This window comes from Vibrio sp. M260121 (genome assembly GCF_036533715.1).
Taxonomy (GTDB): Bacteria; Pseudomonadota; Gammaproteobacteria; order Enterobacterales; family Vibrionaceae; genus Vibrio.
Map to the genome: position 1 here is coordinate 1 of NZ_JATABF010000061.1, position 21,413 is coordinate 21,413.

The following is a 21,413-nucleotide window of genomic DNA, read 5'->3' on the forward strand; positions in this document are numbered from 1 at the left end:
GGGCGTACAAAAATCTCGCTAAATTAGGCGGTTGGAAAGATACCAAGAGGACGGGTAGAGCTTCAATAAAGGTGCTTTGGGAAGGATGGTTTAAACTGCAAACCATCCTTGAAGGCTACGAACTCGCAATGTCTTTTGATCACTAGACTTGTGATCAAGAGACAGGCCAATGTGCTCCCTTTGTGTTTTTAGGTTTGAGATTCTTATCGCTGGTACAACGTGAGGAATGCCGCCACGGCTTTTTGTGTATGCGAATCCAATTCTGCGTCGCTTAAGAAATCAAAGCCCATCAGTGCCATATTCTGGTAATCCATTTTGATCAGCGCGAGTAGCTGACCACAGGCTAGATCGGCATCGTCGATGTGAAGCTGCTGGCTAATGGTGTCGGTTTTTAAAAACTCAATTAAGTATTGGTGAATACGCTGCGGTCCGGTTTGCCAAAACTGATTTGGAACCGAGTCATGTTTATTAAAATCAGCAGACACGATGCGATAAAGCGATAAGATTGGGTTAGAGCAAATGCCACGTAGATACTTTTTGGCGAAGTCTTCTAAGGTATCTCTTAGTGGTTCATTCTGTTTATCTGCAAGTTGGAAAACGGACTCTAGGCTGCTCTTGGTGTTATGTGCAAGCACTTCAACAAACAACCCTTCTTTGTTGGAAAAGTAACGATAAAGGGTCTGTTTTGAACCACCACAAATTGAAACGATTTGATCGAGTGACGTGTCCTTGTAACCCTGTTCAATAAACAGTTCGGTCGCTACTTCGATGATTCGAGTTCTTTTCTTTTCAGTAGATGCGCGCATAACTAAATCAACCTAAATAAAACTGTTCAGTACAGTATCATTATTGCCGTCGAGACACACCGCTTTTCCGTGTTTAACGCTTCTTCATTGACCAAAATTAAAAAAGGCGACACGAGGCCGCCTTTGGAATCAGATTGGTTACGTTAACGTCGGTAGTACAACGAAATACGGTTGCCGTTAATCTCTTGCACGATAAATGGAATCTCGTAAATATCGCTCAGCACTTCGGCATCAATCACTTCTTCAACCAAGCCCGCTTTGATGACTTCACCAAGTTTCATCGCCACGATGTGGTCGGAATAACAAGACGCAAAGTTGATGTCGTGAATCACGATCACTACGGCTTTTTTCTTCATTTCCGCAAGCTTGCGTAGCGTACTCATGATGTCAACGGAGTGCTTGATGTCGAGGTTATTTAGCGGCTCATCCAAGAAGATGTAGTCGGTATCTTGCGCCACCACCATAGCAATAAACGCCATTTGACGCTGACCGCCAGACAGTTGGTCGATAAAGCGATCTTTCAAATGGTCGATTTCCAGATGCTGCATTGATTCATCAATGATGCGGTGATCTTCTTCTGTCAGACGACCTTGCGAGTACGGGAAGCGACCAAACGCCACCAAGTCACGCACCGTAAAGCGCATGTTGATGTTGTTTGACTGGCGCAGCACTGATAGGCGCTTTGCCAAGTCTTCCGTGTTCCATTGGTCAAGCGGCTTATCACCAATCACGACGCTACCAGCATCGCTTTCTGTTAGTCGGCTCGCCATAGATAGCAGGGTACTTTTACCTGCACCGTTAGGACCAATAATGCTGGTGACTTTACCAAGTGGAAAAAGGGCATCGGCGTTTTTTACCACGTATTTTTCGTTGTATTTTTTGCTAAGACCTTGAATACGGATCATGTGATAAACCCTTAATCGAATTTGTTTTTCATAAGCAGAAGCAAGAAGTAGCCGCCGCCGATAAAGTTGATGATAACGCTGATGGTGGTGTCGAAATCGAACAGGTTTTCAACCACCCATTGACCGCCAGACAGCAGTACAACTGACAGTACTGAGCTTGCGACAATCAATAAGCGATGCTGATAGCCAGTGAAGATTTGGCGAGTCAGAGCCACGACAATCAGACCAAAGAACAAGATTGGACCAATCAATGCGGTCGAGATAGACACCATCAAAGTGATGATGAACATGACTTGCATGGTCAGTTTGTGGGTATCCACACCGAGGCTTTTCGCGTTATCGACACCAAGCCACATTACGTCTAATTTGTGGGCAATACGCATTAGGTACGCGCCACACAGCAGCATCGGAACTACACACCAGTACACCAATTCACTGTTGATATTGTTGAAGCTCGCGAACATGGAACTTTGGATGAAGGTGAACTCATCTGGGGCGGTGATCATGGTGAAGAAACCAGTGACACTGTTGAACAAGCTACTCAACACGATACCAATCAACAAAAGGGTGAAGATATTGCGCTGACGACCACGAAAGTAGAAGCTGAACAAGGTCATCGCACACACAATCATGATGCCAGTCGACAACACGAAGTTGAGTTTGCTGTTGATGACCAAAGCACTCAAGCCCCCAAACATCACAACAAGCAGCACTTGAGTCATCACGTACATGGAATCGAAACCCAGAATCGAAGGGGTGAGGATTCGGTTGTTGGTGATGGTCTGGAAAATCAATGACGAAGACGCAATCGCCATTGCTGCCAAGACAATCGCCAGTACTTTCGGGATGCGGCGTGACAAGAAGAACTGGTAGTTATCTGGCGTTAAGCCCTTGCCGATGAACACCGCACAAATCAAAACCGCCGCGATTGCCAGCAGCGTTACTTTCATAGAATCACGCATTCGATTTGTCTCTCAGAACTAGGTAAATGAAGATTGAGCCACCCAAGATGCTGATGATCATCGAAATTGGAATCTCGTAAGGGAAGATAATGAGTCGACCTAGAATGTCGCAAGTAAGCACCAAAATCACACCTGCGTATGCGGTCCAAGGCAAGTTACGACGCATGTTGTCACCAATGAACAGCGACACAAGGTTTGGCACTATAAGCCCAAGAAACGGAATCATCCCGACGATCATTACCACCGATGACGACAGTACAGCCACAAGTATCACACCAACCAGAACGATGCGTTGATAGTTCAAACCAATGTTTTTTGCAAAGCTTTCACCCACACTTGCCGCGCTAAAGCGGTTAGCGTAAGCGTAAGCCAGAATCGAGACCGGCAGAGCGAGATACAAGAACTCGTAGTTACCGCGCAATACCGATGCGAAGTTAGCCACCGTCCAAGAACCGAGGGTCTGTACTAGGTCGTATTTGTAAGCAATAAAGGTGGTCATGGACGACACCACGTTGCCATACATGATGCCGATCAGCGGGACGAGTACGGTGTTCTTAAACTTCAAACGTTGTAAGAAGCGCACGAAGATCACCGTACCAATCACAGAAAACGCGAAGATGGTGATCAGGTGTACCCAACTGCTCATGTCTGCAAACAGAATCAGGGCGACGATGTAGCCGAACATCGCCCAATCGACGGTACCCGTAGTAGATGGGGCGGCAAAGCGGTTTTGCACGATCTGCTGCATGATCAAACCAGCGATACTCAAGCCTGCTCCGGCTAAGACGATGGCAAGCAAGCGGGGTAAGCGACTAACCAGCAAGATGTTCAAACTGTGGCTGTCACCAGCCAAAATCTGCGAGAGTGAAACGTTCGCCACCCCAACCAGCAAAGAGGCGCAGGCGAGTACGACGAGCAATAAAAAAGCCAAGATATGATGTAATTTCATGGTGTATTTATAGGGTGATAAAAACAACAATGACCTTTCGCACCGTGAAGTAGGAAAGGTCATCGATTAGAGTGAGCAGGAACCTAATCTATTAGTTAGCAATGACTTGGTTCAGCTCTTTAATCATGGTTTGCGTCGATTGGTAGCCACCTGCGGTTAAGTACCAAGCTGCTGGGTCCATAAACAGCACGCGGTTGTTTTTCGCCGCTGGTGTCGACTTCACGAGATCGTTGTCGAACAACTGTTTTGCTTTACCACTGCTCTGACCGATGGCTTGTTCGCGGTCAAGGATAAGCAGTACTTCAGGTTGGGCATCAGCGATGTATTCGAATGAAATCAGGTTGCCGTGAGTGCGTGGTACAGATTTCACGTTTTCAGAAGTCGAAGTCGCGAAGCCTGCTTCTTCATACACGAATGAGAAACGGCTGTTGGTGCCAAACATTGCCAAGCTGTTACCACTGTTTGAGACCGTCAGTGCGCGTCGTGGTTGTTCTTCTACTTTTGCGTGAAGATGGTCGATTTGCTCTTGAACGTCTTCGATTAACTGCTCAGCTTGTTCTTCTTTGTCGAAGATGTCACCCAGCGTGCGCCAGTGTTCTTGGGTTGTTTTCCAGTAGTCGGTGGTGTCGATACGGAACATGTAAGTTGGTGCGATGTCGCTCAGATCTTTATAGATATCTGCCATGCGACCTTCTGCGATGATCAGGTCTGGCTTGAGCATAAACAGCGTCTCGAAGTTCACTTCTTTTACGCTACCCGTATTCACAAACGAGTCGATTTGGAATTTTTCTAGTGATTTTGGCAACAGTGTTTTTGGCATGCCGACAGGTGTTACACCCAAAGCATCGATGTAGTCTAAACTGCCGTAGCCTAGAACAACGACGCGTTGTGGAACGCCATCAATGTCTACTGTGCCCAAGCTGTGTTGGTAGGTTTTAGCCATTGCCCCGATAGGAGCCAATGCAAGCAGCAAAGCTCCCGTTGCTACGCGAAGAGAAGTTTTACCCAACATAATGATTTCCAAAAGGTGCGATGCAATCTCGCATTAGTGCCTTAAAAAACAAATAGTGCTTTAAAAAATAAAGCGCGAGATTAGTTGTAAAGCGGTATAACTAATTTGATTAAAATCAAATAAGAATGATTATTGATTGCAGACACATTAGCAGATAGTCTATATGCAGCAACAGAATTAGCGGAATAGTGAGTATTCAAAAAATGAATTTAGCTCAAGTCGACTTGAACTTATTGTTTATTCTCAAACACCTACTTGAAGAGAAGCATGTTTCCAACACAGCGGTATCGCTCAATATGAGCCAACCATCGGTGAGCCGCTCTTTACAAAAACTCAGAAACTTGTTCAACGATGAGCTGTTAGTACGTACTGCACACGGCTACGAATTGACCCCAAAAGCCGAAGTGATCAAGCAAGATTTGAACACCGTTCTAACCGGGCTAGAAAAGCTGATGTACGGTCAGTCATTTGTACCTGAAAAGAGTAACGGGACGATCCGTTTTTACGGCTTGGTTCCACAGGTAATTTTCTTACTGCCACCGATTGTTTCGCGTATCCGTGAAGAAGCGCCGAACATGATTGTCGATATCGACTCCATCCCGAAGCGCCATTTCGATGCACTGATTGCAGGGGATGTACATTTTGTGCTCTCAACCGCCGAGCCGCCTAGCTCTGAGCAGAATTTGTACCGCATGAAAATTGCCAATCGCGACTACCGATTCCTGATGAGCGAAACCCATCCGCTTGCGCATGTTGAAGAGCTGACGGTAGAGATGCTGCTCGATTGCAATTTCGGTCAAATCTCACTTCAAGGAGGCAAAACGCTGTCGATTTATCATCGTTTTGTCGAGCTTGGTGTGGTGGATAAAAAGCGTCAATTATCGATTCCTGTCCAGCTTTCAAACTTCAATGCTGCACCAGCGATCGCAGAACAAACAGATGTGATTTTTCACTTGCCAACGCCCTTTGCGGAAGACGCTTGTCAGGGCAGAAAATTGATTACTAAAACCGTACCGAAAGCGATTCGAATGGACAGTGAATCGGTCTATTTGTACTGGCATAAGCGCTATCATAACGACCCGATGTGTAATTGGGTTAAGTCATTATTTAAAGAAATATATGGCTCAACTGAGAGTGAATGGTAAAGGAATTCATTATTCACATTTGACATAATCGTAATAACTTCGGCAAATGCTCGGTTGCTTGTCTTCGTTAAATAAAGGCTATTTAATGCGAACCATTATCATTATAAGTTCCATTAAAGTTTATAGGTTTTTACCATGTCGAAGACGACTCCGTTTGCGCCAAAACCATTAGCAGTGGTGATCGGTGCGCTATGTACTTCTTTTTCTGTCTTTGCTGATACAACGCCAATCGAAGCTGATGAGCAGCTTGTTGTAACAGCAACTCGTACCCAGATGGAGCTGAAAGACGCACCAGCTTCTATGTCGGTGATCACTGCTGAAGATATCGAAAACGATCCGGGCATCACGCTGGCAGACATCGTGTCTAATGCAACCAGCGTGGAGTCAGACTTCGACAGCACACGTGCCGGTCGTCAGCAAATTTCTATCCGTGGTATGGATTCTAAGTACACATTGATCATGGTAAATGGTCGTCGCATGAGTTCAGCAAGTGCGATTGTACGTGGTAACGACTTTGATCTTTCTGCGATCCCAATGGATTCAATTGAGCGAGTAGAGATCATCCGTGGTCCTATGTCGGCGCTTTATGGTTTAGACGGCATGGGCGGTACGATTAACATTATCACCAAGTCGCCAGACAACGATTGGAGCTCACAGCTTAGCCTAGATAACACATCGCCGAATGATGGCAATGGCGGTCAAGAATACACCGTAGGTTTGACTACATCTGGCGCTCTGATTGACGACACACTATTTGCTCGTTTTTCGGTTTCTCAAACTAGCCGCAATGCATGGCAGCCGTACACAGGAATTAAGAGCGTGAAAGGTCAAGATTACGACCGTTCAGAAATTACTGCTCTTGAAGGTCGTGACAGTTTAGCGATGTTCGGTACACTTTCTTGGCATTTGGCTGATAACCAATTCATCGATTTAGATCTTGGTTACAGCGATGATGAACGTGATACGGCGGCTGAAAGTGCAACGACTGTGCTTTACTCTGAATCTCGCGTTAAACGTAACAGCCAAGCGTTATCGCACACTGGGTTTTGGTCTTGGGGTGATACGCAAGTTCGTTACTCACGTGAAAACGTAGAGAACATTGAAGCGGCAAACGATGGTGCTGATTCAATTGAAGAGCTGACACAAATCTTTGAGGCGTCAGCAACGACTTATCTAGGTGAAAGCCACACAGTAACCTTTGGTGTGGATTACCAAACTAGCCAACTTACGAACCCTGAGCATATTAAGGGCAACAAAGCAGATGCATACCAAGGTGCCGTATTCGTTCAAGACCAATGGGAAATGACCGATACGTTGACGGCAACGGTTGGTGGTCGTTTGGATAAGCACGAACACTACGGTGAAGAGTTCAGTCCGCGTGTGTACCTAGTACATCAAACAACGGATGATTTGGTATTGAAAGGTGGTGTGGGTAAAGCGTTTAAAGCACCAACCATGACGCAAAACCATCCAGACTTCTCGATGAACAGCTGTAAGGGCAACTGTAACATCGTAGGTAACGAAGATCTGGAAGCAGAAACCAGCGTTAACTATGAGTTCTCGGCATTGTACAGCGGTCGTAACTGGAACCTAGAAGGTGCGGTATTCCGTAACGAAATCGAAAACCTAATCGAACAGACAGACATCTTCTGTGAAGTCGGTACGTGGTCGAGCGCAGTAATGAGCTGTATTGATGACAATGGCGACCCTATCGATCGTGAACTGTCTAACCCGTACAAGTCTTACCAAAACGTATCGAAAGCCGTTATCCAAGGTGTGGAGCTAACCGGTAGCATTCAGTTCAATGAGCAATGGGCGATGTCAGGTAACTACACTTACTTAGACACCGAAGATAAGTCGACAGGTGAAGAGCTGAACGAGCGTTACAAGCACTCTGCATTTGCTCGCCTAAACTGGTACCCAACTCAAGATTTGAACCTGTTTGCGAGCGCACGCTACCGTGGCGACCGTAAGATTGATTCTCAGCTAACGCAAGACGCTTACACCACGATGGATTTAGGTACGGTTTACCATGTGAATGACGCACTACGTATTCGTGCGGGTATCACCAACCTAACCGATGAAAGCGTATCAAGAGAGCTAGAAAACATCGGTTATGTTGAAGCACCGCGTACTTACTATGTTGGTATGACGGCGGATTTCTAAGCTTTGGTAGGATATTAATTTGAAGATAAGGCGTTGCAGTAATCTCTGTAACGCCTTTTTGTTTATCTTGCTGATTATTGCTCTGAAGGTTGCTCAGTGGCAAAGCCTCGCAAAACATTGGTCAGTGTAATGAGCGCGAAGACCACGATTACTAATGACAGATGCCACGCTTGGCTTAATCCGAGCTGCACCAATGCCATACTCACAATGGATGACACCACCATTTGGCCGCCGCCCGACATCGCTGCAGCTGCCCCTGCTTGTTTCTTATAGGGTTGCATTACCATGGCTTGAGCACAAGGTAGAGCGATAGCATTGCCTAAAATCATCAACAGCTGGCCTAGCATTAAATACAACGGCTCAACAGGGCAGAAGAACAGCCACGCTGCGGAACTTACATGCAGGATTGGTGTGACCAATAGCATCTTCTTCGTGCCGATGATTGGGCGCACACGGTTACAGATACTGGTTCCGCAGATCATGCCGAACGCCGGAATCAGTGCCCACATCGCGTATTGATCGGATGTCATACCAATTTGGTTTTGCATGATAAAAGGCATTACCGAAACGGTGGTGATCATCAAGCTGAAGTTAAGCCAACCAATACTAGCAAAGCTCATAAAGTAACGAGATGTCAGCAGATCACGATATTGCAGCAGCATTTTCTTTGGTGATGGCAACGCAGAGGTTTGTGTGATGGTTTCTTGGAAGCGAAATACGATCACAGTCCAAGCCAACAATACGTAACCCAACAGCGAGATAAACACCATAGTCCAGCCGAAGTGGGCGTTAATGAAACCACCAATAACAGGAGCAACTAACGGTGTGATAGAGGCCGCCATCGCAATATAGGACAAAGCGACAGGGAGCTCAGGACCATTAAAGCGATCACGAGTAGACGCTCGGGCTAACACCGCGCAACAACCTGTACCTAAACCTTGCAGAAAACGACCTGCTACCATGCCAGTGAAAGTGTGGCTTAGGAAGATGATCATCAATAGGCCGAGCATAGCAATCAACAAGCCAGCTAACAGCACCTTTTTGCGACCTAACGCATCAGATACCGGGCCATAGATAAACTGAGACGGGCCAAAACCAAGTAAGTAAACACTGACTAACAGCTGAGCTTGGTCGAGGGAAATATCGAAATCTTTCGCGATCCAAGGAAGAGATGGGAACACCAAGCCCATACTGAGCTGACCAACACTGATGATAAGACACGCCAGCAAGATGGTTTTAAATTCAATCGGTCGACTCATGATTTTTCACCATCGCCACGGCGGCGCAGGCTTCCTTCCTCGTCAAATTCATTCAGTTTGGCTTTCACACGTTTGACCGTCGATAAGCTGACTTCGCATTGTTCTGCGACGCTTTGTAGCGTATTGCCTTCCAGAAGCAAGGTCGCAATGTGCTGATGTTTTGCTTTGTCCGCCGGACGACCTCGGAACTTCTGTTTCCACATCTCAGGGTTGTCTTTAAGTGCTTTACGGCCTTGTGCTGCGGCAAATAGACGGTGTTGAGTTTGTACTTGCCCATAACCAGAAAGCAGAGAGAGTAATGTTTGGGTTTGAACTGAACCTGGCTCAAATGTTAGTGGCTCACAAACGGTTTTGAGGGTGACGCCTTTATCAAGCAGTGTCTGAATTGTGCTCAATGCTTGGCTGAAATCGCGGCCAAAGGCGGTTAGCCACCAAAGCACCACCGTGTCACCGGGTTGAGTGGCGTTTAAGAGTTGTTGAAAGGCTTGTCGCTCGGCTGGTGGTGTGCAGCCGCGTACTTTGTCTTCAAGGATTGCCGCCTCTGGAGCACTGGATTTCAGGGCTTCAAGTTGCTCGGGATAAGCTTGGTTTTTGGGTGAGCGGCGCGTATAGATAAAGGTATTCATGGTCGTAAAGTGCCTCTTATGAATGGCTCATATACTGTAATGGTTCATAAATATACATTGGTTCATTAATTCTTACAACACCAAATGAGCCGTTGGTTCGAAATCTTAGAAGTAGAAGTAGAAGTAGAAGTAAGGGATAAGAGACAGAAGAAATGAGGAAATTAAAAAAGCCAACCGCTTGGGTTGGCTTCTCTGGGATTAGGCTTTGGTTGTGCTGCGCTCTATCAATTTGACTGGTACCATCATCTTCACCAAGCTGCTGTTTTTATTGTTGATTTGATCAACGATAATTTTCACACACTCACGCGCTAGACGACGGAAGTCTTGGCGGAAAGTAGTCAGTTGGTAGCTCAACCATTCCGTTTGTGGGATGTTGTCGAAGCCGATGACTTTCAGATCTTGTGGGATACGAATACCACACTCAATACGTGCAATGTCCATTACCGCCATTGCAAGGTTGTCGGTTGCACAGAACACGGCTTCTGGACGATTCTTATCGGCCAGCATAGCACGGACTTTATCCAGCGAACTTGCGTAGTCGTAGCTCGCTTCAATGATGCGTGGTGTTTTACCCGTTAAGTCTTCGAACTCAGAGCTGAAGCCACTTTGACGCTCGTCGTTGGTAAAGGTTGGTACTTCACCCGTCAGGTAAACCGCGTTTTTTACCCCACTTTCGTGCAGCAGTTGTGCCGCTTGTTGGCCAGCTTCGTAGTTGTCACTGATAACGTAACTGCTCTTAGTGCCTTCTACGACGCGTGCATACTGAACGATAGGGATATTGAACTCTTCACACTCTTCATACAGTGATTTGTTGAAGGTAGCGGAAGCGGCAATGACACCATCTACACGGTATTGGAAGATGTTCGGGATTGAGTGGTTGTCTTCATCATCGACTTGCCATGGAATCAACACCGCTGAGTAGCCTTGCTTCTGCAATTCACTTGAAATCAATTGAAGTGTTTTCATGTGGATAGGGTAGTCCGCATCAGGGAATACCAAACCGATCAACTTAGATTCGTTGGTGGTCAAGCTACGTGCAAAAGCGTTTGGACGGTAGTTTAGGGCTTTCGCGGCTTCGAAGACCTTTTGCTTGGTCTTTTCAGATACTGAGCTGCCCGGAACAAACACACGCGATACAGTAGATTGAGAAACGCCAGCCAGTTTGGCAACGTCCTTCGATGTTACGGTTTGTTTTGCAGGATTCATGTGAGTGGATTCATAAGTCAGTTTAACTGTGACTAGGTTAACACAAATAGGTACGTAGTCATAAAGAGAAATAAGCAAGATTTAAGTAAATAAAGGGTTAGATTGTCTTTGGTGGCGCAATTTGGGTAGTACCCAAGTCACATTTCATGTTTTGCATACGAAAAAAGCCTTACCCAAAAAAGGTAAGGCTTACTCTTATTTCCCATTTCCACTAAATCGAATAAGTTACGTAACCGGAATAACTTATCTCGTGGTTATCAGAAGTAGTAGCGAATACCTGCCGCGAATTGATCATCACGGTTTTCGAATTTGCTGCCATCGTACTGATCTTTACCTAGGTCGAACTGGTATTCAGTCCAAACTAGGAATTTGTTCTTCTGGAAGTGGTATTCAAGACCAGGGATCAGCAAGTTACGCTCGTAGCCTTGTGTCTCGTCACCACGATCTTCCATGTAGTTGTAGTTCAACGTTGGGCGTAGGCCGTTGTCGAAGTAGTAGTAAGTGTAGATTTCGCCACCTAGGGTATCGAACATCACGTCCGTACCGCCCTGACTCACTGCTTCCCAGTTTTCGCCAACGTGGAAAGTCGCACCCGCGTAGAAGCCACCGTTGCTGTAGTTTGCGCCCAATAGCATGATGCGCATGTTGTCGCCGTTTTCTACGCCAACTACGCTTGCGTCTAGATCCGCAACTTCATTTTGATGGTAAGCCGCACCAAGTGTTACGCCATCAACCGGTTTGTAAGTGATCGACGCACCCATGCCGTTTTTCAATGAGGCTGTCGCATTGCTTGCTAGAGCAACATCTTCACGCGTGGTTTGGTAAGTAAAGCCGTAGCTCACTTTTTCATTGATTGAATTACGGTACGTGATTGAGTTTTCTGCACGACCAGCACCGGATGCGATACCCCAGTCAGCTAGGTTGTAAACACCTGAGCCACGAGTACCGAATACACGACCTAAATCGGTGTACCATGCTACGTCGTAGAAGGTAGACCACTGCTTAGTACCCGCAGCAATCTTGCCGTATTTTTCGTGATCAACACCTGCGTATAGCAAGCGGTCGTAAATGTTGTCGCCGTTCGCGCCAGAGTTGTAGCCCCATTCCGCGTGACCGAAACCAGTCCAGCCGTTATCCAGACCCATTTGGCCTTTCAAACCGAAACGTGAGCTGCCGCTGTTCCATTCGCCGTTGTCATCACCGCCACGGTCTTGGTAGCGAAGATCGAAACGGCCATCGATGGTTAGGCTGTCGCCAGCGTCATTAACAAAAGTGTGTGCAGCAAAGGCTGAGCTAGAAGTAAGCGCTGCTAAAATCACTGCAGAAAGGGTCGACTTTTTCATCATCAATCTCATTATTCAGGGCGCAGAAAGCCACCGTGCGTTCATGCCCGTTTTGAATAAGGGTTCTATCTTGAGGTTGTGCCCCATCCTTGAGGCACGAGTTGGGAGCATGTCGCCTGAACCGAGAGGGGATTCAGGCAACATAAAGGCGGGTTGACAATCCGCCCCTAGGACTTCTTACAGAGAAGGGTTTAGGATCTGTTGAGTACGCTCGAACACGTCTAGACCTTGCTGTTTTAGCCAGTAAGGAAGGTCGATCAGTACCCAGTTCTCAGATAGCTTGTCGCCGTCACGGTAGTAAACGTCAACCACTTGCATGTCTGCACGTACTTCACCACCTGTCATACCTAGGAAACCACCGATTGGCGTGTTAGATAGGTTTGGCCAGCCGAAGAAACAAGAGAAGTTACCTTCTGCGAAACGACATACGTGGCCGTTAAACTTCTTGTCTTTTAGGTTGTTACGGAACGGCAATTGGTGCTGCTGTTGGTAACGAGGAATTGTGTAAGACGCACCGATACCACATGGACCGTACCAGATCATGTCTTTAGACCAGCTCTTCTCAAGAACTTCTGGTGGGCAACCCATTGCGCCGCTGTCGTTTAGTGCAGATAGGTCATCAACCATCTTGTTCACTAGTGCTAGTGTTGCTACGCCTTCTTCTGGTGCTGCGTCTTCGAACAATAGACCGTCGTGGTTACGAGGACCAGGGTATACAAAGTGCTTACCTGTTGATGGTGGTAGTGGGTAACAATCCGCTTGGTCCATCGCGCCTAGAAGGTCTAGGAATAGGCCAGTCTTAGTGATCTTACCGTTTTCAACACAGTTAAATTCTGCGTAACGGATGTTCATGATTTTGCCAGTTGGGCGCATGCCTAGGTATTCAGCGTCGAATAGACCCATGAAGTGACCCATGCTCATTACCCAGATTTCACCTGATGTTACTTCGTTCTCCCCACCGATGAAGATGTCTTGACGACGCTGCATGCGAGTCATTGATTTCATCAAAGGAGCCCAGAAAACGTCAGCTGCTGCTTGAGCGCCTTGTTGCTCACGGAATGGGTAAACACCACGCCATAGGTAATCTTCTGAAGTGTGTGCTTTTAGTACTTCTGCCACGTTCTCGTGAGTTGCGTTTTCCATTGCGCTGAAGTATTCACGTACAACGCGTTTCGCTTCTTGATATTTAGACATAATAAACTCTCTTATTTGCTGTCGAGTCGGCTTTGGGAACAGGACTCGAAATTAAGTTTTTTCATCCGGCCGGGGAGCCAGCCGGAGTTTTTGAAATTCAGTTACGCTTTTGCTGCTTCGGCTTTTTTGCTCTTATTGAACACGCCGCCTTTTAGTGTCTCTGGCAGTGATAGCCATAGAAGACCAGCAAGGATCCATACGATTGGTGAACCCCACATTGCGGTTTGTAGATCGGTACGTTCTTGGATGAAGATAAGTACCATTGGTGCCCACATACCGAGGATACGACCGCCGTGGAATAGCGCCGCGCCGTAGCTACGGAGGTGTGCTGGGAACAGTTCTGAGAAGTAACCACCCCATACCGCTGAAGAAGACAGACCGAAGTTGTAAATCAGACCAAGTAGAGCCAGCATGTTTAGGCCGCCAATCACCATGTCGCCAGGTGCAACAAAGAAGATTGAAACCATGATGCCCGCTAGGATGAAGCCAAATGCGTTCACCTTACGACCGAATTTGTCAGCTACCCAACCCCAGAACCACGCACCAAACAGTGAACCAAATGCAGAGATAGAGAAGATGAGACCGATGGTTGCACCGTCGAACATACGTACATCACGTAGGTAAGTGGTTACGAAGCCACCAAAGAATTGGAAACCGTAGAAGTTAAGGCCAGCCAGTAATAGACACGTTAGAGTGATCTTACGGTAAGGCTTGCTTAGCATTTCGCCCCAAGAGCCTTTTTTCGCTGGTGCATCTGATTCTTCTGCTTTTGCTTGCTCTTCTTCACCGTAAGCGATCACTTTGCTGTCGCTAGGTAGTACAAAGATCATGACCACAGCGGCTGCCAATGGTGGGATACCACCAACAAGCATTAGGCTTTCCCATGGTGCATCGATGCTTGCAATAAACGCTGCATACGCCCCCATTACCATCAGTGCTACAGAGAACATAGAAGACGCGAATGCCGTCAACTTACCACGTACCGTTGGCGTAAATAGGCCGATCATTAGGCTTACTGCCACGGTGAAGTAACCACCCAGTGACAAACCAATGATGAAACGCATTGCTGCCCATGTTGTGTAGTCGGTGAACATCATATTGATGATCGTTGCGCCACCGTTTAGGGCTGTGATGGTAATAAGAGTGGATTTCTTACCAAATTTTGTTGCGAACCAAGCACAGCTCAATGCACCGATAAGTGCACCAACCGACTGCCATGTATAGAACTGGGCAGTGTCTGACAGGCTAATACCATCATACGCTTCAACGATGTATGGGCGTACGTAGTCAATAATTACAAAGTTATAACAATAGAAAAAGTAACCAACCAGTATCGCTAGATAGGCAGCTACCCTTTGAATCATAGGAACTTCGCTCATGTGTCTTTTGGCATTCATGACCGATAAACCTCTATTTCACTTAGGATTTGTTGCTATTCAAACTTAATGAACACGATCTTATTTGGATCATCTTCGATTTCGTGTCGGGGTGAATCATAGTTTTTTTAAGGTTATTAGATCCGTGATCAAAATCAATTTTAAAATGAATGCGTACCCATTTTGTGGGTTTTAGTGACAAGGATCTCACTAATCGGCGTTTTTGGCGATTTTGAATACATTTTCGCCTATATTGGTGATAATAATCACACTTACAGTGGTATTGTCGTTTAAAAATGCCTTTTTACAGTAATATCTGGGCATAATAATTAGCTACCCAGAATTAGGAAAACCTTAAAATGGTTACGTACTCAAGTTTTGTGGTGATTGCGTTATATGTAGCAATTACCATACTAATCAGCTATTTAGTGAATAAGCGCTACAGCAATGGTGGCGACTTTTCCACGGGTGGAAAGCAATTTGGCTGGTTTACGGCAGGTGTTTCGATACTTGCGACTTACATTAGTGCGATGACGTTTGTAGGGATGCCTGGTTGGGTTTATAGCTCTGGCATGGAAGCGATGAGTATTCACCTTAACTATCCCATCGTTATCTTTTTCACCGTCATTTTCTTTGTGCCTGTCTTCTATAAGCTGGGCCTGACTTCGATTTATGAATACCTTGAGCACCGCTTTGGGGTGTATGCAAGAACCATCAACTCGATTGTGTTTATTGTGGTTCAATGTATCTCTGCGGGTGTGATTTTGTATGCCGTGGCGCTGATCTTAGTGCAAGTTCTGCCTATCAGTATTTCTGAAGCCATTATCTACATCAGTATTTTCACCGCTTGCTATACCTATGCGGGTGGGATTTCCACGGTTATCTGGACCGATATGTTGCAATCTGCAGTATTGGTTGCGGGCAGCATCGCTATCTTTGCCATTCTAATGACAGAGATTAATGCGGCAGATTACCTTTCTCGTGATCACCTGAATATCATCAACTTAGACTTTGATTTGGGCGTGGATACCACACTCTGGGCTGGCGTGGTTGCGGTGAGCTTTTTGCATTTGAGTGTGTACGGCACCAACCAATTGATCATCCAACGCACGTTAGCGACAAGATGTGAAAAGACGGCGCAGAAGTCGATGCTTTTGTGTGGTTACGGTGCGTTTTTCGTGTATTTGTTCTTCGCGGTACTCGGTGTTCTGCTGAGTGTTTTCTATCAAGATCAATCATTTGAAAACAGCAACGAAGTGATTTTGGATTTCGTCTTCAACCACACTAACCCAATAGTCGTTGGTTTGATCATTTCCGCATTGGCGGCGGCCGCAATGTCGACCTTAGACTCGACCTACAACTCAATGGCGACCGTCGCGACGTTCGATATCTACAAGCGTTTCGTTCGCAAGAGTGCCGATGATGAGCACTACGAAAAAGTCGCAAGAAAGATGAGTTTGCTCGCTGCGGCCATGGTGGTAGTGCCAGCTCTTCTGGCGGTATCGAATGAATCGGTACTCAAAACCATCGCTAGCCTGACTTCCATCTTTGTTGGTATCCGTCTTGGGTCATTCCTGCTTGGCTTATTCTGGGCAAAAGCCAATGAGAAAGGCGTGATCGTTGGCAGTATCATGAGTGTGATTGCGGTGTTTACTGCAATGTATCTCGACGTGGCTTGGCCGTGGTTCGCGCCAATTGGTACGTTTGTCTTCCTTTTGTTTGGTGTGTTAGTGAGTCGTCGTTGGGGCGCTGTGACTGTCGAACAACAAATCTTTATCAATAATCAAAAACATCTTTTTGCAAAGCCAACCGCGAGCCATTACGGGCTATTGGTGTTCGCTGTGGCGACCATCGCCGCTTGTATGGTTCTCCCTGATTGGCTTTATGCTGCATTGTCGTAATAGGTAAGTTTATGCTGTCCATCTTTGATATTTACAAGATTGGTGTGGGCCCTTCTAGCTCTCACACTAATGGTCCAATGATCGCGGGTTACCACTTCACTCGTTTGATTGAATCGAACTTGGCAAAAGTGGTTCGTATTCAAGTCGATTTATACGGCTCACTCTCGTTAACGGGGATTGGTCACCATACTGACCGTGCAACCATTTTGGGTCTGTTGGGTAACAAACCAGATACCATCAAAATCGCTTCTGCAAACAAAGCGATGCGCAAGGCGATTGAAGAGGGCATGATGTCTGTCGATGGCCGTCATGAAATCGAATTCAACTACAAAACGGACATGTTGTTCCACGAAGAGAACCTTCCTCTGCATGAGAATGGCATGACGATTACTGCGTTAGATGCGCATGGCAATCAGGTTGGGTTTGAAACTTACTACTCTATCGGTGGTGGGTTCATCGCAACGGCGGATGAACTGCAAAATGGCAGCGCGACTTCACCCGTAGAAGTTGAGTTTCCATTCTCCAGTGCGGACGAAATGTTGGCACAGGCAGAGAAGAACGGCATGAGCCTTGGCGGCATGATTCTGAAAAACGAACAAGCGTTTCAGGATATGGAAGCCATCAATCAACGTGCAGAACAGATCTGGCGTGTGATGACGCGTTGCATGGAGCGCGGTTTCGAAACAGAAGGTATTTTGGATGGCGGTTTGAACGTGACCCGCCGTGCGCCAAACTTGTTGAAGAAGCTTGAAGCAAATGCAGCAATCGAAAACGATCCAATGGAAATTATGGATTGGATTAACCTGTTTGCTTTTGCTGTGAGTGAAGAAAACGCGGCTGGTGGACAAGTGGTAACATCACCAACTAATGGTGCGGCGGGTGTGATTCCGGCGGTATTGATGTACTACCATCGCTTCATCAAAGAGCTGGATACCAAACAGCTTAAAGACTTCCTTGCTGTATCCGGTGCGATTGGCATTTTGTACAAAACTAATGCGTCTATTTCGGGTGCTGAAGTGGGGTGTCAGGGCGAAGTCGGTGTTTCTTCTTCTATGGCGGCAGCTGGCTTGACCGCGCTACGTGGTGGCAGCAATGAGCAAATTTGTATTGCGGCCGAGATTGCCATGGAGCACTCATTAGGCATGACTTGTGACCCAATCGGTGGCTTAGTGCAAGTACCGTGTATTGAGCGTAATGCAATGGGCGCAATGAAAGCGATCAATGCTTCTCGCATGGCATTAAAGCGTAATAGTAAATGTTTGATCTCATTGGATAAGGTGATTGAAACCATGTATCAAACGGGCAAAGACATGAACAAGAAATACCGCGAGACGTCACTGGGGGGATTGGCTTTGATTCACCTAGCGCCGCCTTGCGAATAAGCACAAAAAAAGCCAGTCAGAAACCTTCTGGCTGGCTTGCTACTCAAAGTGAGTGGCAGGGGGATGATGCCCCACAACCCCACCTTACTGCTCGATACTACTGAGCCCCCGATATCGAACAAGCAAGATGAGACTGTGTTGAATGGGCAGGAATTAAAACTTCTTATGCTGTCGCGGTCTTTGTTTGTTTTGCTTTATCACGCATGCCCAATACGACGGTCAGAACAAAAGCAGTTGCGAACGCGATAACCATGCCGACAATGTAGTAACCAATCTTATCTGGTGCGATAGAAATAATGCCTGGCAGACCCGCCGCTCCTAGTGCTTGCGCTTTAACATTAAATAGCGTGATGAATGCACTCGCGACAGCTGAACCGATGATCGCAGCGATAAATGGGTAGCGTAGTTTCAAGTTCACACCAAACATGGCTGGTTCCGTGATTCCAAGTAAACCAGTCACACCCGATGGCACCGCGATGCCTTTCATCTTGGTATCTTTCGTTGTAAAACCAACCGCCAGTGCTGCGGCACCTTGTGCAACGTTCGACATTGCCGCGATAGGGAAAATGAATGTACCGCCAGTGGTTGCGATATCAGCCAATAGTTGGGTTTCAATTGCGATAAAGCTGTGATGCATACCAGTGATAACGAACGGTGCGTAGATAAAGCCAAAAAGTGCGCCACCCACAAAACCGGCTGAATCGTAAAGCCAGTTCAGACCATCACCCAGCATAAAGCCAAGGTCACGCGTAAACGGACCAACCAAAGTAAACGTTACGAAACCCGTAATGAAGATCGCCAGCATTGGTGTGAGTAAGTTATCCAATACGGATGGAATGACTTTACGTAAACCAAGTTCAACTTTAGCCAGAATGAATGCAGAAACCAGAACAGGCAACACCGAACCTTGGTAGCCAACTTTTTGGATTTCCAAACCCATGATATTCCATGTCGGTACCGTGCCGGATACAGAGGCGCTACCAAAACCCCAGCCGTTAAGTAGATCGGGGTGAACCATCAACATACCCAGCGCAGCGCCCAAAAATGGGTTACCGCCAAACTTCTTCGAAGCTGAGAACGCCAATAAAACAGGAAGGTAGACAAATGGTGCGTTCGCGAAGGTGTTGATCATATTGGCTAAATCGCTCAGCCCAGGGTAGGCATCAATGATCGATTTACCCTCAATGAATAGGCCTTGCGCGGTTAAGACATTGAACAGACCCATCAACAAACCACCTGCAACGATCGCTGGAATGATCGGAACGAAAATATCCGACAATCCTTTTACTGCACGTTGAATTAGGTTCTGTTTATCCGCTCCGGCAGAAGCAACATCGTTGGTCGACATCTCTGCCAAGCCAGTTTGTTTCGCCATCTCCGCGTAAACTTGGTTTACGATGCCAGAGCCGAAAATGATTTGGTATTGACCTGCAACTTTGAATTGGCCTTTTACGCCATCAAGGTTGCCGATCGCTTCTTCGTTGACCTTTTCTTCGTCTTTTAGCGCTAAACGTAAACGTGTTGCGCAGTGAGCAAGGGCTTGAATGTTTTCTTTACCGCCTAAATGCTCAAGTAGTTGTTTTGCTATGACTGGATAGTTCATTGCACACCCCGATTGGTATTACTTGTCTTTAATTGAAATAAATATTGCTTTGGTTATTTTTGGGAACGTTTGCAAAATGGATTTTTGATGATTAATGGCAACGGGTCAAAAGATAAGGCCGAATTATGTGAGAATGATCGTTATATTGGGTGACAATGATCCACTTAACGAGGGTAAAATCACGTTAATCCTTCATGGGAAGTGGCAGATTTCTGCAAACAATCCCAATAATCAACAATGACAAAGATGGAATAGGGACAATATGGCGAGTTTGCACGATGTGGCGCGTTTGGCTGGCGTATCCAAATCTACAGTATCCCGTGTTATCAATAATGAATACGGGGTAAAAGAAGCGACGAAAATCAAGGTACGCAAAGCGGTGGAAGAGTGCGGCTATGTCGTCAACCAAGTCGCCAAAGACCTAAAATCGCAAAAGACCAATTTGATTGGTGTGATTGTGCCTCGTGTTTCATCCCATGCGATTTCTCAGGGTGTGGACGGTTTAACCGCGATCATTGAGCAAGCAGGCAAACACGTCCTGTTAGCGAATACTCACCAAGTGTACGAAAAAGAAATCGAGTACATTCAGATCTTCAACCAGAAGCGTGTAGAGGGCATTATCCTTTACGCCACGCACTTTGACGCCGCGCTGAACAAGGCCATTCAACAATCCAATGTTCCTGTCGTATTGGTAGGGCAAGATGGGTCACTGCATAACGTACCAAGCGTGGTGCACGATGACGTTCGAGTTGGCTTTGAAGCTGGTAATCGCTTAGTCGCCGCGGGTTGCAAGCAGATTGGTTTTATTGGTGTGCAAGGTGAAGATATCGCTGTTGATGTACAGCGCTCGCAAGGGTTAAAGCAATCTTTGGACTTTCATCAGCAAGCTTTATTGTTCCACGCGCGCGGTGATTTCTCGATTGAATCTGGCTATCAGCAAGCGAAAGAACAGATGGAAGCGTATCCTCATTTGGACGGACTTTTCTGTGCGACTGACCGTATTGCGGTAGGCGCGGTTAAAGCACTTCGTGAGATGGGCGTAAAAGTGGGAGAGCAAGTTCGCGTACTCGGTGTGGGTAACGATGAACTGGCAAGCATTAGCATTCCAAGCCTATCTACTTTCAACTATGCATTTGATAAAGCGGGCGAAAACGCAGCGAAAATGTTGATTGAACGAATCGAAGGTCGAGGGAAAGAGATGAGTAAAGTTGTGCTTACTTTCCAAAATATTGAGCGTGAAAGTTGCTAAGTTGAGAATTTTTTAGAGAACGTTCCCGAAAACTGTGTTGAAATTGAACGTAAAGCCGATGTGGAGAAGACGCATCGGCTTTATTTTTGGGTTTCTTTCGAAGAGCGACAGAAGAGCCTTTAGGCTTATCGCAGCAAGAAATAAGGCGTATTTAGGCTTTGTTGCTTAATTAAGTGAGAAGACATGGCTGCCCCATGTTGATTGATACTTAAACAATACACTGAGTTTCAGGCATACCAAGCCCTGTAATCTTGTTCAACGCTTTGATCATAGCGTAAGTCTCGCCAACCTGAGCGTTGTTCCCACCTAACAACTGTTTTACCCGATAC

General features: G+C 46.4%; 17 protein-coding genes and 2 pseudogenes. 6 read left to right on the top strand and 13 right to left on the bottom strand.

What is annotated here, in order from left to right:
- Window positions 1-146 (top strand): annotated as a pseudogene (locus QTO06_RS23270) (IS4 family transposase); the annotation flags it as partial.
- A 57-nt stretch (window positions 147-203) separates the two neighbouring features.
- Here the strand turns inward: QTO06_RS23270 and QTO06_RS23275 are convergent.
- From QTO06_RS23275 to QTO06_RS23295, 5 genes are all read right to left on the bottom strand, one after another.
- Window positions 204-806, bottom strand: coding sequence for a TetR/AcrR family transcriptional regulator (locus tag QTO06_RS23275; protein WP_050919120.1), 603 nt, complete (start codon window positions 804-806; stop codon window positions 204-206).
- A gap of 143 nt (window positions 807-949) precedes the next feature.
- On the bottom strand, window positions 950-1,711 hold the full coding sequence (locus tag QTO06_RS23280) for an iron ABC transporter ATP-binding protein (protein WP_050935377.1): 762 nt from the start codon (window positions 1,709-1,711) through the stop codon (window positions 950-952).
- Window positions 1,712-1,722: 11 nt separating this feature from the next.
- Window positions 1,723-2,673 carry an iron chelate uptake ABC transporter family permease subunit gene (locus QTO06_RS23285; protein WP_331410035.1) on the bottom strand — a complete coding sequence of 317 codons (951 nt, stop codon included), beginning with the start codon at window positions 2,671-2,673 and terminating at the stop codon, window positions 1,723-1,725.
- Window positions 2,666-3,622: an ABC transporter permease gene (locus QTO06_RS23290; RefSeq protein WP_032802805.1), complete on the bottom strand. Its 957-nt coding sequence runs from the start codon at window positions 3,620-3,622 to the stop codon at window positions 2,666-2,668. The genes QTO06_RS23285 and QTO06_RS23290 overlap by 8 nt, the downstream gene beginning before the upstream one ends.
- Before the next feature lie 91 nt (window positions 3,623-3,713).
- Entirely contained in the window at window positions 3,714-4,634 is a 921-nt protein-coding gene (locus QTO06_RS23295) for a siderophore ABC transporter substrate-binding protein (protein ID WP_038898035.1), read from the bottom strand.
- Between the two features lie 203 nt (window positions 4,635-4,837).
- On the opposite strand from QTO06_RS23295, the gene QTO06_RS23300 reads away from it, so the two are divergent.
- Both QTO06_RS23300 and QTO06_RS23305 read left to right on the top strand, forming a co-directional pair.
- Window positions 4,838-5,779, top strand: a complete 942-nt coding sequence (locus QTO06_RS23300) for a LysR family transcriptional regulator (RefSeq protein ID WP_005429183.1) — start codon at window positions 4,838-4,840, stop codon at window positions 5,777-5,779.
- 135 nt (window positions 5,780-5,914) lie between these two features.
- Window positions 5,915-7,945 carry a TonB-dependent receptor domain-containing protein gene (locus tag QTO06_RS23305; protein WP_331410037.1) on the top strand — a complete coding sequence of 677 codons (2,031 nt, stop codon included), beginning with the start codon at window positions 5,915-5,917 and terminating at the stop codon, window positions 7,943-7,945.
- A gap of 74 nt (window positions 7,946-8,019) precedes the next feature.
- On the opposite strand, the gene QTO06_RS23310 is transcribed toward QTO06_RS23305, so the two are convergent.
- The 6 genes from QTO06_RS23310 to QTO06_RS23335 all read right to left on the bottom strand — a co-directional run bounded on the left by QTO06_RS23310 (window position 8,020) and on the right by QTO06_RS23335 (window position 14,970).
- A complete protein-coding gene (locus QTO06_RS23310) occupies window positions 8,020-9,204 on the bottom strand; it encodes a multidrug effflux MFS transporter (protein ID WP_045416182.1) in 1,185 nt (394 codons plus the stop codon).
- Complete coding sequence (locus tag QTO06_RS23315) at window positions 9,201-9,830, bottom strand: recombinase family protein (protein WP_331410039.1); 630 nt, start codon at window positions 9,828-9,830, stop codon at window positions 9,201-9,203. The genes QTO06_RS23310 and QTO06_RS23315 overlap by 4 nt, the downstream gene beginning before the upstream one ends.
- 198 nt (window positions 9,831-10,028) lie before the next feature.
- Window positions 10,029-11,036, bottom strand: coding sequence for a LacI family DNA-binding transcriptional regulator (locus QTO06_RS23320; RefSeq protein ID WP_005429187.1), 1,008 nt, complete (start codon window positions 11,034-11,036; stop codon window positions 10,029-10,031).
- 257 nt (window positions 11,037-11,293) lie between these two features.
- The gene (locus tag QTO06_RS23325; protein WP_331410045.1) at window positions 11,294-12,379 is read right to left on the bottom strand and encodes a porin; all 1,086 of its coding nucleotides are present in this window, start codon (window positions 12,377-12,379) and stop codon (window positions 11,294-11,296) included.
- 177 nt (window positions 12,380-12,556) lie between these two features.
- Window positions 12,557-13,573 carry a nuclear transport factor 2 family protein gene (locus tag QTO06_RS23330; RefSeq protein WP_331410040.1) on the bottom strand — a complete coding sequence of 339 codons (1,017 nt, stop codon included), beginning with the start codon at window positions 13,571-13,573 and terminating at the stop codon, window positions 12,557-12,559.
- A gap of 101 nt (window positions 13,574-13,674) precedes the next feature.
- Window positions 13,675-14,970, bottom strand: coding sequence for an MFS transporter (locus tag QTO06_RS23335; protein ID WP_033906648.1), 1,296 nt, complete (start codon window positions 14,968-14,970; stop codon window positions 13,675-13,677).
- 338 nt (window positions 14,971-15,308) lie between these two features.
- Here QTO06_RS23335 and QTO06_RS23340 point away from each other — a divergent pair, with 338 nt between their 5' ends.
- The gene (locus QTO06_RS23340; protein WP_331410042.1) at window positions 15,309-16,850 is read left to right on the top strand and encodes a sodium:solute symporter; all 1,542 of its coding nucleotides are present in this window, start codon (window positions 15,309-15,311) and stop codon (window positions 16,848-16,850) included.
- Between the two features lie 11 nt (window positions 16,851-16,861).
- Entirely contained in the window at window positions 16,862-18,232 is a 1,371-nt protein-coding gene (locus tag QTO06_RS23345) for an L-serine ammonia-lyase (RefSeq protein WP_045484172.1), read from the top strand.
- Window positions 18,233-18,395: 163 nt separating this feature from the next.
- On the opposite strand, the gene QTO06_RS23350 is transcribed toward QTO06_RS23345, so the two are convergent.
- Window positions 18,396-19,835, bottom strand: coding sequence for a sucrose-specific PTS transporter subunit IIBC (locus QTO06_RS23350; RefSeq protein WP_331410044.1), 1,440 nt, complete (start codon window positions 19,833-19,835; stop codon window positions 18,396-18,398).
- Window positions 19,836-20,097: 262 nt separating this feature from the next.
- Here QTO06_RS23350 and QTO06_RS23355 point away from each other — a divergent pair, with 262 nt between their 5' ends.
- Window positions 20,098-21,084 carry a LacI family DNA-binding transcriptional regulator gene (locus tag QTO06_RS23355; protein WP_009706545.1) on the top strand — a complete coding sequence of 329 codons (987 nt, stop codon included), beginning with the start codon at window positions 20,098-20,100 and terminating at the stop codon, window positions 21,082-21,084.
- Window positions 21,085-21,292: 208 nt separating this feature from the next.
- Here the strand turns inward: QTO06_RS23355 and QTO06_RS23360 are convergent.
- A pseudogene (locus QTO06_RS23360) lies at window positions 21,293-21,413 on the bottom strand (IS5/IS1182 family transposase); the annotation flags it as partial.

Excerpts from the sequence above, each read along its gene's own strand:
- QTO06_RS23280 (WP_050935377.1), bottom strand. The coding sequence starts at position 1,711 with ATGATCCGTATTCAAGGTCTTAGCAAAAAATACAACGAAAAATACGTG.
- QTO06_RS23320 (WP_005429187.1), bottom strand. The coding sequence starts at position 11,036 with ATGAATCCTGCAAAACAAACCGTAACATCGAAGGACGTTGCCAAACTG.
- QTO06_RS23295 (WP_038898035.1), bottom strand. The coding sequence starts at position 4,634 with ATGTTGGGTAAAACTTCTCTTCGCGTAGCAACGGGAGCTTTGCTGCTT.
- QTO06_RS23340 (WP_331410042.1), top strand. The coding sequence starts at position 15,309 with ATGGTTACGTACTCAAGTTTTGTGGTGATTGCGTTATATGTAGCAATT.
- QTO06_RS23350 (WP_331410044.1), bottom strand. The coding sequence starts at position 19,835 with ATGAACTATCCAGTCATAGCAAAACAACTACTTGAGCATTTAGGCGGT.
- QTO06_RS23275 (WP_050919120.1), bottom strand. The coding sequence starts at position 806 with ATGCGCGCATCTACTGAAAAGAAAAGAACTCGAATCATCGAAGTAGCG.
- QTO06_RS23325 (WP_331410045.1), bottom strand. The coding sequence starts at position 12,379 with ATGAAAAAGTCGACCCTTTCTGCAGTGATTTTAGCAGCGCTTACTTCT.
- QTO06_RS23355 (WP_009706545.1), top strand. The coding sequence starts at position 20,098 with ATGGCGAGTTTGCACGATGTGGCGCGTTTGGCTGGCGTATCCAAATCT.
- QTO06_RS23305 (WP_331410037.1), top strand. The coding sequence starts at position 5,915 with ATGTCGAAGACGACTCCGTTTGCGCCAAAACCATTAGCAGTGGTGATC.
- QTO06_RS23310 (WP_045416182.1), bottom strand. The coding sequence starts at position 9,204 with ATGAGTCGACCGATTGAATTTAAAACCATCTTGCTGGCGTGTCTTATC.
- QTO06_RS23300 (WP_005429183.1), top strand. The coding sequence starts at position 4,838 with ATGAATTTAGCTCAAGTCGACTTGAACTTATTGTTTATTCTCAAACAC.
- QTO06_RS23345 (WP_045484172.1), top strand. The coding sequence starts at position 16,862 with ATGCTGTCCATCTTTGATATTTACAAGATTGGTGTGGGCCCTTCTAGC.
- QTO06_RS23330 (WP_331410040.1), bottom strand. The coding sequence starts at position 13,573 with ATGTCTAAATATCAAGAAGCGAAACGCGTTGTACGTGAATACTTCAGC.
- QTO06_RS23315 (WP_331410039.1), bottom strand. The coding sequence starts at position 9,830 with ATGAATACCTTTATCTATACGCGCCGCTCACCCAAAAACCAAGCTTAT.
- QTO06_RS23335 (WP_033906648.1), bottom strand. The coding sequence starts at position 14,970 with ATGAATGCCAAAAGACACATGAGCGAAGTTCCTATGATTCAAAGGGTA.
- QTO06_RS23290 (WP_032802805.1), bottom strand. The coding sequence starts at position 3,622 with ATGAAATTACATCATATCTTGGCTTTTTTATTGCTCGTCGTACTCGCC.
- QTO06_RS23285 (WP_331410035.1), bottom strand. The coding sequence starts at position 2,673 with ATGCGTGATTCTATGAAAGTAACGCTGCTGGCAATCGCGGCGGTTTTG.